Below are 13,161 nucleotides of genomic sequence, written 5' to 3' on the forward strand. Positions count from 1 at the left end.
TTACTCTCTAGGCTTTTCCTTGTCTCCCCGAAGCGAAGGCGTAGTTTACCTATATTGATAAAACGATCAACTACTATTTGCAAAAAGTCGTGTATTTAATACCTTATGCTTAATTTTTGGGCGAAGCATCGTTATCTGAGTTTGCTTTCTCACTATTAGAGCTAGTATTCTCTTCGTCGGTTTGAAAATCAGCATCTTCTTTTGCTTCGCCAACTACATCTTCTAAGGTAACTTTGTCTACCGTCCTAAATGTATTAACCGGGCCTGCAATTGCATATAAGATAAATACAATGAATAAAACGAGAGAAGGTGCAGTTGCCACTATTATAAAGACCATCATTATAAGTAGTAGGGCAACAAATGGCACTTTACCGCTCCAGTCTACTTCTTTGAATGAATTGTACTTAAAATTGCTCACCATTAGTAAACCAGTTATACCGGTGATTATTGCCACAATCACGCCGTAATCATTACCGCCTATATCGTACTCCATACTTACCCACACCATACCCGAAATTAAGGCAGCAGCAGCAGGACTTGCTAAGCCTTGAAAATAGCGGTTGTCACTCATACCTATTTGAGTATTAAACCGCGCTAATCTCAGAGCAGCACACGCTACATATATGAATGCGGCTAACCAACCGAACTTACCTAATTCACTCAAACCAAAGTTATACGCGATTAAGGCTGGAGCAACACCAAAAGAAACCATATCGGCCATAGAGTCATATTCAGCACCAAAGGCAGATTGTGTATTTGTCATTCTGGCTACTCTGCCGTCGAGACCGTCAAATATCATGGCAACGAAGATAGCTATTGCCGCATTTTCAAACTGCCCGTTCATAGACATTACTACCGCATAAAAACCTGAAAATAGACCTGCCGTGGTCAATAAATTTGGCAACAAGTAAATACCGCGTGGTTTTGGGTTTGTCATAAAGTCTCCGAAGTTGAGTCACATGAGTATATCAAAAAATACTAAAACAATACTAGCTACCTTTTTCAGCAAATCAGTCGATACAATGTCAAGTCTGTCAATACAATTTAATAGAGCATTAAATAAAATTTTACCTAATTAACCATTGATTTTGAGCACAATTTAATTTTACTAATGCGTAAATATTATGCACGATGATGTCTTTTTTTTACAAAATTTGTGATTAGTAAATGAGATCAGAGTAAATAGTACCCATGCCAATGGTATTTAAAAGCTTAGCTAATATTTGTGTGTATGAAAATAAGATAGATGCCGCCTATATCTCTGCGCAGCAAGCGTTTGAGCTTTTACAAGGAAGACCCCGCAATCTGAAGTATCCTTTAATAAATAATAGTGATTCAAGGAAACCACGACCTAGGTCTTAGCTTACTTCACAAAGCTTAATAGAAGAATGCACAAGATCCTGACGTGCAACATCATTTAGCGTATGCCTTATATAAGCTTCAAATAAATAATGAAAACCGTAAAATGATAAACGAACTGCCGAATAACTGTACTGAATTTGATAAAAGGTTAGATGCAATTACACTTAATAAATTTCTTTAACTACCTGTAATATAAAGAAATTTTATCGAATAATCTATATTATTGATAAATCCTGCTCTGTCGTTACTGCCAACTATTTTATTATAAATTGACCCTCTTCGTTGTAGTCTATATTTACTGTATCACTGCTTACAAGACTATCTTCAAGCAATGCTTGCGCCAACGGATTTTCTATATTCACTTGAATAGCTCTTTTCAGCGGTCTCGCACCATATGTGGGATCAAAGCCCGATTCAGCCAACTTATCAAGCGCTCTTGCTGATATCTCGAGCTGATAGCCCATCTCTGATAGTCGCTGACGCAGCCCATTTAACTGTATTTTAGCAATTGCTTTTATCTCTTGCATGCCTAAAAGATGAAACACTACAATGTCGTCTACACGATTAATAAACTCTGGCCTGAAATGCGTGCCTACAACCTGCATCACACTAGCTTTCATTTGCACATAGTTTTCTTCACCACTTTGCGCCTGAATAATGTCAGAGCCAAGGTTTGAAGTCATGATAATAATGGTATTTTTAAAGTTGACGGTACGCCCATGGCCATCGGTTAAACGACCATCATCTAATACCTGTAGCAGTATATTGAATACATCAGGATGCGCTTTTTCAACTTCGTCTAGCAAAATAACTGAATATGGCTTTCTCCTAACCGCTTCAGTTAGATAACCACCCTCTTCATAGCCAACGTAACCAGGGGGGGCGCCCACAAGTCTGCTAACTGAATGCTTTTCCATAAACTCGGACATATCGATTCGAATCATTGCCTCTTGAGTGTCAAACATAAAAGTTGCTAGTGCTTTACATAGCTCTGTTTTACCAACGCCCGTGGGGCCCAAAAACAATAAAGATCCCACCGGCTTGTCAGGATCTGCAAGGCCAGCGCGTGAGCGTCTAATCGCATTCGACACCGCTTTAACCGCTTCGGTCTGCCCAATCACTTGCCTAGCAATTGCAGCTTCCATGTTAATCAGCTTGTCTTTTTCACCGCCCAACATTTTTCTTACTGGAATGCCTGTCCAGCGACTAAGTACATCCGCTATTTCCACTTCGGTTACTTTGTTTTTAAGTAAGGTATTCTCGGTAATTTCATTTTGCGCAGCTTTCTCGAGCTTTTGCTCCAATGCAGGAATTTTGCCATACTGCAACTCTGACATTCGGCTTAAGTCGGAGGCTCTTCGGGCAATTTCTAAATCAAGCTTGGCTTGTTCTAAATCCGTCTTGATACCTTGGGTACCCTGCATTGCCTCTTTTTCTTTGTTCCAGACTTTTTCAAGTTCGGCGTATTTAATTTCGGCTTGCTCTCTTTCTAGCTCAATAATTTCTAATCGTTTGAGGCTGGCGGTGTCTGTCTCTTTGGCAAGCGCCTGTTCTTCCAATTTCAACTGAATTATTCTTCGTTCAAGCTTGTCCATTTCTTCTGGTTTTGAATCTATTTGCATACGAATACTGGATGCAGCTTCGTCAATTAAATCAATGGCTTTATCGGGTAGTTGTCGGTCACTAATATAGCGATTTGACAGACTCGCCGCTGCTACAATGGCAGGGTCTGTTATATCCACAGCGTGATGAAGCTCGTAACGCTCTTTTAGCCCGCGCAAAATAGCGATAGTGTCTTCTACCGACGGCTGCTCCACTAGTACCTTTTGAAAACGACGTTCAAGCGCGGCATCTTTTTCAATATACTGTCTATATTCGTCAAGTGTAGTGGCACCCACGCAGTGTAATTCACCCCTGGCTAATGCCGGTTTTAGCATATTCCCGGCATCCATTGCACCTTCACCTTTACCAGCGCCTACCATAGTGTGCAACTCGTCAATAAAAAGAATGACGCGCCCTTCTTCTCTTGCGAGTTCATTGAGGACAGATTTTAGGCGCTCTTCAAATTCGCCTCTATATTTTGCGCCCGCCAGTAACGAGCCCATATCGAGTGATAATACTCGCTTATTTTTTAAGCCTTCAGGCACCTCACCGTTAATAATTCTTTGCGCAAGTCCTTCAGCGATAGCGGTTTTACCTACACCGGGTTCACCAATAAGCACGGGGTTATTTTTGGTTCTTCTTTGTAAGACCTGAATGGTGCGGCGAATTTCATCGTCGCGCCCTATTACTGGGTCAAGTTTACCTTGTTCGGCGCGTTCGGTTAAGTCGGTTGTATATTTTTCGAGGGCTTGACGAACGTCTTCAGCATTCTGATCGGTCACTTTTTGGCCGTTTCTAACATGGTCTATTGCCTGTTCTACTTTAACTTTGGTCAAGCCTAGCTTGATTAGCAATTGGCCTAAAGCACTTTTGTCATCGACGGCCGCAAGCACAAATATTTCAGAAGTGATGAAATCGTCTTTACGCTGCTGGGCTACTTTATCGCAGGTATTTAATAAACGAATGGTGTCACGACCTAGCTGAACGTCGGCCTCTGCACCTTGTATTTTAGGCAACTTGTCAACGCTTTCATTTAGTGACGAACGTAGACTATTCAAATTTATACCAGTGTGTTCAAGCAGCGCGCGTATGCCTGTGCCTTGCTGATTTAGCATGGCCGACATTAAGTGAATTGGCTCTATGTATTGATTGTCACGTCCAAGCGCAAGAGACTGCGCATCTGAAATGGCAATTTGAAATTTACTTGTAAATTTATCTAAACGCATCTTAAGCTCTCCAATATTTCCTAAGCTCAGGTATGGGTATTGATAAAAGACAATTCAAGTGAGCACACTATCTTAAGTTAGCGCTAACTTGATGTACGTCACTTTTGTCAAAGTTTAACGTAGGCATAAATCACCGCTAGACGCGCAACACAACCGTCGCCATACGGCCCGTTTGCTGCAAACCTTGATGACTCGCACGGCGATGTGAGAAACAATATTCACTAGAATATGTACAAATTGGGGACTTTTGAATAGTCGGTACTTTTAAATCTGCCAGCAGCTTGCGCGCTATTTGCGCAAGGTCTACGTGATACTTGCCCGCCGTAGCGGCTGGAAGTATCGCATCTTTATAATTCGAAAACTGTGCAATTATATCATCAGAAATGTGAAAGTGAGCCGGTGAGATACTTGGACCTATCCATACCGTAAGCGAGGTTTTATCACTGAATTTAGTAACCGTTTCATTCAAAACACCATTAAGTAAACCTCGCCAACCAGCGTGGATCGCCGCTATTTGACCGCTTTTTGTACATGCAATTATAATCGGTAAGCAATCGGCGGTCATTACCGCCAGTGGTGTATTAATACGCGTAGAATATATCGCGTCGCATGCAGCATTGCTGGTGGGTGAAATCGCGCTGTCATAATCCGAAATAACATTACTGTGCTGCTGATTTAGCCACTTAATAGGCGCTATTAATGGCAGCTTAGCTGATGTGCTTATGTTAAGCGCCTGCTGCACAATGATAGCGTGTAAAAGCTGTCTATTTGTTGCCACGCGGTGTTCGTTGTCTTGCACATGCATGGCTAGATTAAACGATTTATACGCGTCGTCGCTCACCCCGCCCTGCACGCTGGTGGTGAAACAAAACACATTAGGCGCTAGCGCCTCTTCAGGTAAGAACAACATCTTAGGATACTACCATTGCTGCGGCATATCGTGCAGCGCTAAGTCTTTTTTCATTTCAACCAAAAGCGCCTCGAAGTCGCTGGGAATTGGCACTTCCCATGTCATAACCTTCCCTGTTGTAGGATGACTCAGACTAAGCTTGATGGCATGTAAGGCCTGTCGTTTAAAGCCACGCAGCATGGTAATGAATTCTTCACTTGCGTTTTTGGGCAATCTTGGCCGACCACCATAGTGAATATCACCGACAATGGGATGATTTATATATGTCATGTGCACTCTTATTTGGTGAGTACGGCCAGTTTCAAGTTTTAACCGTAAATGGGTATGTGCTCTGTATTTATGTTTTACGCGATAATGAGTAACTGCAGGCTTACCGCTTTCTCTTACGTCCATTAAGGTGCGTTTCGTTTGATGGCGCCCTATGTTGGCTTCTACTGTTCCTCCGGCAATCATATTGCCAAGCACAACAGCCTCATATTCACGCCCCATTATACGCTCTTGTAACTGATTAACTAAGCTGGTTTGTGCGCTTAAGGTTTTGGCCACGACCATAAGGCCTGTTGTGTCTTTATCGAGTCGATGCACAATGCCGGCACGTGGGATTTTTTCAATGGCCGGATAATGACTTAATAGTGCATTGAGAATAGTGCCAGACGGATTGCCTGCGCCAGGGTGCACAACAAAATTGGCAGGTTTGTTAATAACCAAAATATCATCGTCTTCATATACAATATTTAAAGTTATTTCTTGCGCTTCATTAAACACCTGCACTGCTTGCTCGGCAGAAATAACGATCTCTTCACCGCCTTTTAGCTTTAGCCTTGGGGTAAGCACAACTTGCGCATTTATAGTGACGCTGCCCTCTAAAATCCATTCTTTCAGCTTGGAACGTGAATATTCAGGGAACAAACGCGCAATAGACTGGTCTAGTCTGGTATCATAGTGCTCATCGGGCACTATTGCGTTTAACGATATTAAATTGACTTGTTGACTCATAAACACGATCATTGGCAAAAATTGAAGCGTAGTATATCAAGCCTTCAACGTAATTGCTTTACCGATAGCACAAAAGACAGCGAGCAGACATAAAAACCCTGTTAAGCGTTATTGAAAATTATAAATCACATTAAATGAGTAATTCTAAAACATGATAAAGCGCAAAAAATTGTTCACCGGACTCATCGCAATAACGATTGTTTTGTCCCTCACCGCTTGCTCAAACGTTGAAGATGAACAACGCCAGTTAATAGCAAATCAGGGCCCTACAGCATTATACAAGCAAGCCAAAAACAATATGGAAATAGGAAACTTTTCTGCTGCGGCCCAAATACTAAGCAGTATTGATTCAAAGTTCCCATTTGGGCCTTTGTCTCATCAAGTTCAGTTAGATTTGATTTATGCACATTATAAAAGCGGTGATATAGATCAAACCTTAGCCACTATTGACAGATTCATAAGGCTTAATCCAAATCATGCCGATGTAGAATATGCAATATACATGCGCGGGGTGGTCAACATGGAGCAAGACGCTAACTTGTTTCAAGCGGTATTTGGTGTAGATCGCTCAGACAGAGACCCGTCTAGGTCAAAAGAAGCCTTTGAAGATTTCAGGCGACTTATTGAGCAACATCCTGACTCAAAGTATGCGCCGGATGCTAAGCAGCGAATGGTGTTTATTAAAAATAGACTAGCCAAATATGAAATTGAAGTAGCGCGATTCTACATGCGCCGAGAAGCATGGGTTGCCGCCGCGAACAGAGGCCGATATGTACTGGAGTATTTTGCCGATACAGAGCAAATTCAGCCCGCTTTAGAAATAATGGTTGCTAGTTATAACGAACTTGGCTTAGATCAGCTGAAAAATAACGCGGTTAAAACATTAAGACTAAATTATCCCCAAAGCGAGTTTATTAATTAAGACATTGCGTCGTTTAGAAAGCCTATGGACACGTTGGCTTAAATGTTGAACCAAAAAAAAGACGCCGCCAAGGTGTCTTTTTTTTACTGAAGGTGAACGCAGCGCCGCTTAGTTATTAGTATTAACCTTAAAATATAGCTGGCTTAAAGGGTTTATTAACATTGCCCACCCGGAAGTAAAATGCAGCGGCATGTCTAGCATAGTAACAACAAGGCAACCCTCATAATTCTCCGCGGTGGGCATGTGAGTATGCTGTTGGTTTAACTCAATAAAATCCCCACTTTCATAGCACTTTCCACCATCTGTGAATTTACCATTAATCACTAAAGTAAGTTCGTTGCCTTTGTGAGTGTGCTCAGGAACACTTGCGCCTCTATCCATATAAATAAATTGTGCCAATGACCCGCCGCCTATGTTTACAGAGGCATGCCATAGTTTACCAGCTAAGTGAGACCATTCTCCTATGCGGTCGGCAAACCTAGCCAATGTCGCAGGCAATACAAATTCACGCCCATCCAATGTTATGCGTGTATCTAATGTCTGTGAATAACTTGGATTGAGCAAAGTACTGTCGTTAGTGATAGATTCAAACATGCTTATGTATTCGCGAAGAATAGTTGGATTTTGTCTTAAATCAGGGAACATATCTACTGCTATGGATTCAGTAAAACTGCGTGTTTTGCTCAAGCACGTTGGACACATGTCACAATGAGCAGATATCAAAATAGCTTTCGTAGAAGGCAATGCTCCTTCTACGAAACTGCGCAAAGCAGATTCACTGGGATGATGCTTAATCATATTCTCGTAGCATGTCCTTTAAACGCTGAAGCGCTAAACGAGTTCTGGACTTTACTGTTCCCAATGGTATTTCTAATTCATCAGCAACCTCTTGCTGCGACTTGCCATCAATGTAAATAGCTTCAATAACGCGCTGTTGCTTAGCGGGTAACTCGTTAAAGTACTGACCAACTTGCTCTAGCGTTATCTGCTCATCAAGTGGCGCAATCTTAGTATCTGCGGTTTGCTCACAAAGAACCGGCCACAAGTCATCTGAGCATACATCTTCTTTCCTATTCTGCAGTTTTCTTAGCATATCGAAGCGTATATTTCTGGCTATCGTAAATATCCACGTAGAAGGCGAGCCTTTCTCGGCGTTAAAAAGATGCGCTTTTTGCCAGACATTTGACATTGTATCTTGAACTAGTTCCATAGCTATAGCCTCGTTACCCATCTGCTTAAGTGCATATGATCGAAGTCTAGGAGCGAAGTAGCTAAAAATTTTGGCGAAAGAAGCTTTGCATCGTTGCTTCGCAATAGTATCTAAATATCCTGACATTTCGACAGAACAATCTTTGGGCTGCCGCGTCTCATTACGTTGCTGGTTTGCTGGAATTCCAATAAGCATATAGACCCTACCTTTATTTTTCGTTCAAATTATCATGCGTAAAGTATACCTCGAAAAATGTATCTCAATAGTTAAATATTGTTAATGTAAGATAAGGTTTTTCCTGACGATAAAACGCATAATGACTACATTATACGAACTACTATCATTAACGCTTTGTTCTTATTCTATTAGCTGTGACAAATATTTGAGTACTTTTTGACAATCTTGCTGTGCTAAAAAATGCTGTTTTTGCTCAGCTCCTACCGGTAGCAGCTCAATCCAACGATTGATCACCCACATTGGGTCGTTAAACAGCGTTTCTGTGTAGAGGGAACTTACATCAGGATATCGTTCGAATATTTCTTTTAAGCGCACATCGATGGGGTGCAAGTCTGCCATTTTTAATTCGCATGTCCAAATATGACTGGCGGAACAAGTACCAACACGCAAATCGTCACGCTCCGTTTCAATGTCATTTATGCTAACGCTGTGCATTCCCTCTACGGTTACCCCTAGTAAACCGTCATCCAACAAATCAAAATCGACCACTTTACATACCGTTCCTAAGGGGAAAATATGACTATTTTGCTGCGCATTGCCGCTGCTGTTTAACATGCAAATAACAAACCCGCTGTCGTCTTTGCACGCCTGCTTGATCATGCGCACGTAGCGCGGTTCAAAGATACGTAAAGCCATTCTGCCTTTGGGCAAGATGTGGGAAGATAGTGGAAAAAGTGGCATTTTCATTTATGTGATCACGCTTAGTATATAAACTACAGTTAAATTCAGTGGATTATGGATTATTACTAGCGGCGACAATAAAAAGATTACTACAAACTAGAATAAGTAAACGTGCACGCGTTACAATTAAATAAAGTTAATTAACTGATCTCAAGCAATATAGTGGCGTAAATTGATATCTAACACTACAAAAAGTACGTTTTAATGTCTACATTACTATTAGAAAAATTTTCATCATTTTACACCAACTTAGACACCATGAAAGTTGAAGATTTAGCAGAGATTTACAGCACCGACGTCTTATTTATTGACCCTATTGCTGAACACAAAGGCATAGCCGCAGTTGAAAATTATTTTGCAAAATTGTTGCGCAATGCTAAGTCTTGTAGTTTCGTTATTCACACAAAGCAAGATAACCAAGACGGCAAGTGTATTGTAAACTGGACGATGGAATATAGGACGTCAACAATGAATGCAAACAAGCCAATAAAAGTCGAAGGTATAACAATGTTAACGCTTAAAAATGATAAAATTACCTTTCATAGAGATTATTATGATTTAGGCCAGATGGTGTATGAAAACATCCCATTACTTGGACGTTTAATTAAACGAATAAAAAGGAGTATGTCCTAATGGCGACTATTCTTATAACTGGTGCTACCTCTGGTTTAGGTGAAGCATTGCTAAAAGAGGCCTGCGCTAATGGGCACGCCGTAATTGCATGTGGTCGTAATCAAGATAAACTTAACGAACTACAAAACATCGGTAATGTAACAACCATCAAATTTGATGCCAGCGATGAAGCGGCCACAACCAAAGCATTGGCAGGCGTTAAATGTGATATTGCGGTGCTAAATGCGGGCACCTGCGAATACGTTGACATAAACAATATTGAACCCGACATGTTCAGACGGGTGTTTGATATTAACGTATTTGGCTCGATAAACGTTGCAAGTGCGTTATTGCCAAGCTTACAAAAAGGCAATAAATTAGTGTTTGTAGACAGTATGGCCCGCCTGCTGCCGTTTACACGCAGCCAAGCCTATGGCGCAAGTAAAGCAGCCCTTCATTATGCCTGTAAGAGTTTTGAAGTTGACCTAAAGAGCAAAGGTATAGCAGTGCAAAGTATGTCGCCAGGCTTCGTTAAAACACCACTAACAGAAAAAAACGATTTCCCCATGCCGATGGCCATTACCGCTGAGCAGGCGGCACAATACATGCTTAAGGGTATTCTTAGTAACAAATCTGCAGTATATTTTCCACGCCGCTTTGGCACTATAATACGATTTTTAAATTTCTTGCCCGAGGCCGTTCAGCACAAAATTTGCATTAGCATGCGCAGTTCGCTAGAGCGCGGCAGTTCGACAGACCGCGAATCTAACCAGTAGGATAACAAATGAAGCAAAAAGTAGCCATTATAGGTACTGGTATAGCGGGTATGACTAGCGCATATTTAATTAATTCAACAGCCGAGATTACCGTTTTTGAAGCTAATGACTACGTAGGTGGACATACTGCAACCAAAAAAGTAGATGTAGATGGGCGCACGTATAATATAGACACTGGCTTTATTGTTTACAATGAATGGACTTATCCGAATTTTATAAAATTAATGGACACATTAAACGTTGCTACCCAGCCCACCGAAATGAGTTTCAGTGTTAAAAATAAAGACACCGGGCTAGAATATAACGGCAATACTATTAATAGTTTATTTGCGCAGCGACGTAACATTTTTTCACCGACATTTTATCGTTTGGTGCTCGACATTATTAAATTTAATAAAGTCTGCAAGGCGCATCTAGAAGCAAAAAAAGATACTGATAACATCACACTAGTCAAATTTATACAGCAGCATAAATTAAGCAAAGGTTTTACCGAAAACTATATTCTGCCAATGTGCGCCGCCATATGGTCAACAAGCTTAGAGGCATCCGCGAACTTTCCTTTATCGTTCTTTTTAAAGTTCTTCAACAACCATGGTTTACTGAATATTACCAACCGCCCTCAATGGTACACGCTTATAGGCGGCTCAAATAAATATGTAGCCCCTTTAACTGCTAGCTACAGTGACAAAATATTGTTAAACAGTCCTGTAAGTTCAGTCAAAAAAACAAACGCTGGATACGAAATAATGAGCAATGGAAACATCAGCGAGTTCGACCAAGTGGTGTTTGCGTGCCACAGCGACCAAGCCCTGAAAATGCTCGATTTACCAAGTTTTGAGAAGCAGCACGGCCAAGACCTATCTGCTATTTTAGGGGCAATCCCCTACTGTGACAACGACGTGGTAATGCACACAGACGTGTCCCAATTACCGCAGCGACCTTTAGCTTGGGCCAGTTGGAACTATTTAATTAAAGGCACTCAAAACGAAAGCCGCTCTCCCGCTAGCGTCACTTATAACATGAACATTTTGCAACAAATAAAAAGTGACACCACGTTTTGTGTCACCTTAAACAACACGCAAGAAATTGACCCGAGTAAAATATTAGGGCGATATCGTTATGCACATCCTCAATTTAGCCCTGAAATGGTAGCGGCGCAGGAACAGCGCGAACGCATCTGCGGCAAAGAAGGTCTACATTTTTGCGGCGCTTATTGGTACAACGGCTTCCATGAAGACGGCGTAAAAAGCGCGCTTGAAGTTGGCCAAAGATTTGGCGCCAGCTTATGAATAAAGAACCTCTAGGCATGCTTGAAAGTGGTATATATACAGGTAATGTGTTTCATCGGCGTAGCGTGCCAAAAGTGCATCAGTTCAACTACTGTATATATCTTTTTTGGGTAAAATTAAAAGAACTCGATACCTTGACTGAAACAGTATCAGGGTTTAGTCAAAATAAATCCGGCATTAGCGTTGTTAACTTCAAACGTGAAGACTATTTAGGAGATGCTAAGATACCTTTAGAAACCGCTATTTTGAAAAAAATGAACACATTAAGTGAGGTTTCTGTCTCGGGCGATGTTTATATGTTAGGGCAAATAAGAACATTTGGCCTATACTTTAGCCCAGTAAATTTCTTTTATTTACGTAACGCGCATGGCAAGTACACCCACATGCTTGCAGAGGTAAGCAATACGCCCTGGAACAAACGCCATTATTACTTGGTCGACCTAGACAAACAGAGCGATTGCGATAAAGCTTTTTATGTATCGCCGTTCAACCCTATGGATATGCAGTACAAATGGCAAATACAACAGCCAGATGAAAATATTAAGCTCAATTTAAGCTGCTACAAACAAATTAAGCACTTTGAAGCAGCGATTAATATGCAAAAACAGCCGTTAACTTCGGCTACTCTACGCAAGTCGATTCTGTCTATACCTAGCATGACAGTCAAAACAATAGCGGGCATTTATTGGCAGGCTATAAAACTTTTTTTAAAACGCGTACCCATTTATACGCACCCTTAATGTACAGGAACAAATAGATGCCACAAGCTCAGCACACAATGCAAAACACCGTATCGCCCAGCGTTTGGGAAAAAACCTGCCGATCTATTTTTTTGAGTGTTTTAAAGCGTCTACCTCATGGTTATATGACCATGAGCGAAAACGGCCAAGTCATTGGACAGTTCGGCGATAAGGCACATGATTTACACGCCCAAGTTAATATATTGAATGCCAGCGCCTATCCAAAGTTGTTGTTTGGCGGCAGCATAGCGTCGGGCGAGACCTACTCGGATAATCTGTGGGACTCCCCTAATCTGACCAATGTGATCCGTATTTTTGCGCGCAACTTACCAATGCTAGATGAATGGGAAAGTCGGTTTAAATGGATCACTATGCCGGCGCTTAAATTAAGTCACTTTGCAAATCGTAATTCTGCCGACCAAGCTAAAAGAAATATATCGGCGCACTACGATTTAGGTAACAAGCTGTATAGCAAGTTTCTTGATCGTTCTATGATGTATTCTGCCGCTATTTATCCTGATCCAAACGCCAGTTTAGCTGACGCTCAACAACATAAACTGCACACCATTTGTGAGAAGCTACAGCTAAAAAAAAGCGA

General features: G+C 41.3%; 13 protein-coding genes. 6 read left to right on the forward strand and 7 right to left on the reverse strand.

Annotation, left to right across the window (positions count from 1 at the left end):
• Positions 1 to 109: 109 nt before the first annotated feature.
• From pssA to rluD, 4 genes are all read right to left on the reverse strand, one after another.
• Positions 110 to 937 (reverse strand): CDP-diacylglycerol--serine O-phosphatidyltransferase, encoded by an 828-nt coding sequence (gene pssA / locus GPUN_RS09090; RefSeq protein WP_006005890.1) that lies wholly within the window; start codon positions 935 to 937, stop codon positions 110 to 112.
• 679 nt (positions 938 to 1,616) lie between these two features.
• On the reverse strand, positions 1,617 to 4,190 hold the full coding sequence (gene clpB, locus GPUN_RS09095) for an ATP-dependent chaperone ClpB (protein ID WP_006005895.1): 2,574 nt from the start codon (positions 4,188 to 4,190) through the stop codon (positions 1,617 to 1,619).
• A gap of 136 nt (positions 4,191 to 4,326) precedes the next feature.
• Positions 4,327 to 5,100, reverse strand: coding sequence for a peptidoglycan editing factor PgeF (pgeF, locus tag GPUN_RS09100; RefSeq protein WP_006005897.1), 774 nt, complete (start codon positions 5,098 to 5,100; stop codon positions 4,327 to 4,329).
• A gap of 9 nt (positions 5,101 to 5,109) precedes the next feature.
• Positions 5,110 to 6,096: a 23S rRNA pseudouridine(1911/1915/1917) synthase RluD gene (gene rluD / locus GPUN_RS09105; protein WP_006005901.1), complete on the reverse strand. Its 987-nt coding sequence runs from the start codon at positions 6,094 to 6,096 to the stop codon at positions 5,110 to 5,112.
• 151 nt (positions 6,097 to 6,247) lie between these two features.
• Here rluD and GPUN_RS09110 point away from each other — a divergent pair, with 151 nt between their 5' ends.
• A complete protein-coding gene (locus GPUN_RS09110) occupies positions 6,248 to 7,018 on the forward strand; it encodes an outer membrane protein assembly factor BamD (protein WP_006005903.1) in 771 nt (256 codons plus the stop codon).
• Between the two features lie 108 nt (positions 7,019 to 7,126).
• Here the strand turns inward: GPUN_RS09110 and GPUN_RS09115 are convergent, their stop codons facing one another.
• The 3 genes from GPUN_RS09115 to GPUN_RS09125 all read right to left on the reverse strand — a co-directional run bounded on the left by GPUN_RS09115 (position 7,127) and on the right by GPUN_RS09125 (position 9,152).
• Positions 7,127 to 7,816 (reverse strand): ChrR family anti-sigma-E factor, encoded by a 690-nt coding sequence (locus GPUN_RS09115; RefSeq protein ID WP_006005905.1) that lies wholly within the window; start codon positions 7,814 to 7,816, stop codon positions 7,127 to 7,129.
• On the reverse strand, positions 7,809 to 8,423 hold the full coding sequence (locus GPUN_RS09120) for a sigma-70 family RNA polymerase sigma factor (RefSeq protein ID WP_040520810.1): 615 nt from the start codon (positions 8,421 to 8,423) through the stop codon (positions 7,809 to 7,811). The genes GPUN_RS09115 and GPUN_RS09120 overlap by 8 nt, the downstream gene beginning before the upstream one ends.
• A gap of 162 nt (positions 8,424 to 8,585) precedes the next feature.
• Positions 8,586 to 9,152 (reverse strand): LON peptidase substrate-binding domain-containing protein, encoded by a 567-nt coding sequence (locus tag GPUN_RS09125; RefSeq protein ID WP_081483941.1) that lies wholly within the window; start codon positions 9,150 to 9,152, stop codon positions 8,586 to 8,588.
• A gap of 198 nt (positions 9,153 to 9,350) precedes the next feature.
• Here GPUN_RS09125 and GPUN_RS09130 point away from each other — a divergent pair, with 198 nt between their 5' ends.
• The 5 genes from GPUN_RS09130 to GPUN_RS09150 form a co-directional block, all read left to right on the forward strand.
• Positions 9,351 to 9,779, forward strand: a complete 429-nt coding sequence (locus GPUN_RS09130; RefSeq protein WP_006005911.1) for a nuclear transport factor 2 family protein — start codon at positions 9,351 to 9,353, stop codon at positions 9,777 to 9,779.
• A complete protein-coding gene (locus GPUN_RS09135) occupies positions 9,779 to 10,534 on the forward strand; it encodes an SDR family NAD(P)-dependent oxidoreductase (protein ID WP_006005913.1) in 756 nt (251 codons plus the stop codon). The genes GPUN_RS09130 and GPUN_RS09135 overlap by 1 nt, the downstream gene beginning before the upstream one ends.
• An 8-nt stretch (positions 10,535 to 10,542) precedes the next feature.
• Entirely contained in the window at positions 10,543 to 11,823 is a 1,281-nt protein-coding gene (locus tag GPUN_RS09140) for an NAD(P)/FAD-dependent oxidoreductase (protein WP_006005915.1), read from the forward strand.
• Positions 11,820 to 12,563: a DUF1365 domain-containing protein gene (locus GPUN_RS09145; RefSeq protein ID WP_006005917.1), complete on the forward strand. Its 744-nt coding sequence runs from the start codon at positions 11,820 to 11,822 to the stop codon at positions 12,561 to 12,563. Before GPUN_RS09140 ends, GPUN_RS09145 begins: the two co-directional genes overlap by 4 nt.
• 17 nt (positions 12,564 to 12,580) lie before the next feature.
• Positions 12,581 to 13,161: cyclopropane-fatty-acyl-phospholipid synthase family protein (locus GPUN_RS09150; protein WP_040520812.1), on the forward strand; the 581-nt coding region annotated here is incomplete at its 3' end.

Source organism: Glaciecola punicea ACAM 611, from assembly GCF_000252165.1.
GTDB classification, from domain to species: Bacteria; Pseudomonadota; Gammaproteobacteria; order Enterobacterales; family Alteromonadaceae; genus Glaciecola; species Glaciecola punicea.

Excerpts from the sequence above, each read along its gene's own strand:
- pssA (WP_006005890.1), bottom strand. The coding sequence starts at position 937 with ATGACAAACCCAAAACCACGCGGTATTTACTTGTTGCCAAATTTATTG.
- GPUN_RS09115 (WP_006005905.1), bottom strand. The coding sequence starts at position 7,816 with ATGATTAAGCATCATCCCAGTGAATCTGCTTTGCGCAGTTTCGTAGAA.
- GPUN_RS09125 (WP_081483941.1), bottom strand. The coding sequence starts at position 9,152 with ATGAAAATGCCACTTTTTCCACTATCTTCCCACATCTTGCCCAAAGGC.
- GPUN_RS09135 (WP_006005913.1), top strand. The coding sequence starts at position 9,779 with ATGGCGACTATTCTTATAACTGGTGCTACCTCTGGTTTAGGTGAAGCA.
- GPUN_RS09140 (WP_006005915.1), top strand. The coding sequence starts at position 10,543 with ATGAAGCAAAAAGTAGCCATTATAGGTACTGGTATAGCGGGTATGACT.
- GPUN_RS09120 (WP_040520810.1), bottom strand. The coding sequence starts at position 8,423 with ATGCTTATTGGAATTCCAGCAAACCAGCAACGTAATGAGACGCGGCAG.
- clpB (WP_006005895.1), bottom strand. The coding sequence starts at position 4,190 with ATGCGTTTAGATAAATTTACAAGTAAATTTCAAATTGCCATTTCAGAT.
- GPUN_RS09110 (WP_006005903.1), top strand. The coding sequence starts at position 6,248 with ATGATAAAGCGCAAAAAATTGTTCACCGGACTCATCGCAATAACGATT.
- GPUN_RS09145 (WP_006005917.1), top strand. The coding sequence starts at position 11,820 with ATGAATAAAGAACCTCTAGGCATGCTTGAAAGTGGTATATATACAGGT.
- pgeF (WP_006005897.1), bottom strand. The coding sequence starts at position 5,100 with ATGTTGTTCTTACCTGAAGAGGCGCTAGCGCCTAATGTGTTTTGTTTC.
- GPUN_RS09130 (WP_006005911.1), top strand. The coding sequence starts at position 9,351 with ATGTCTACATTACTATTAGAAAAATTTTCATCATTTTACACCAACTTA.
- rluD (WP_006005901.1), bottom strand. The coding sequence starts at position 6,096 with ATGAGTCAACAAGTCAATTTAATATCGTTAAACGCAATAGTGCCCGAT.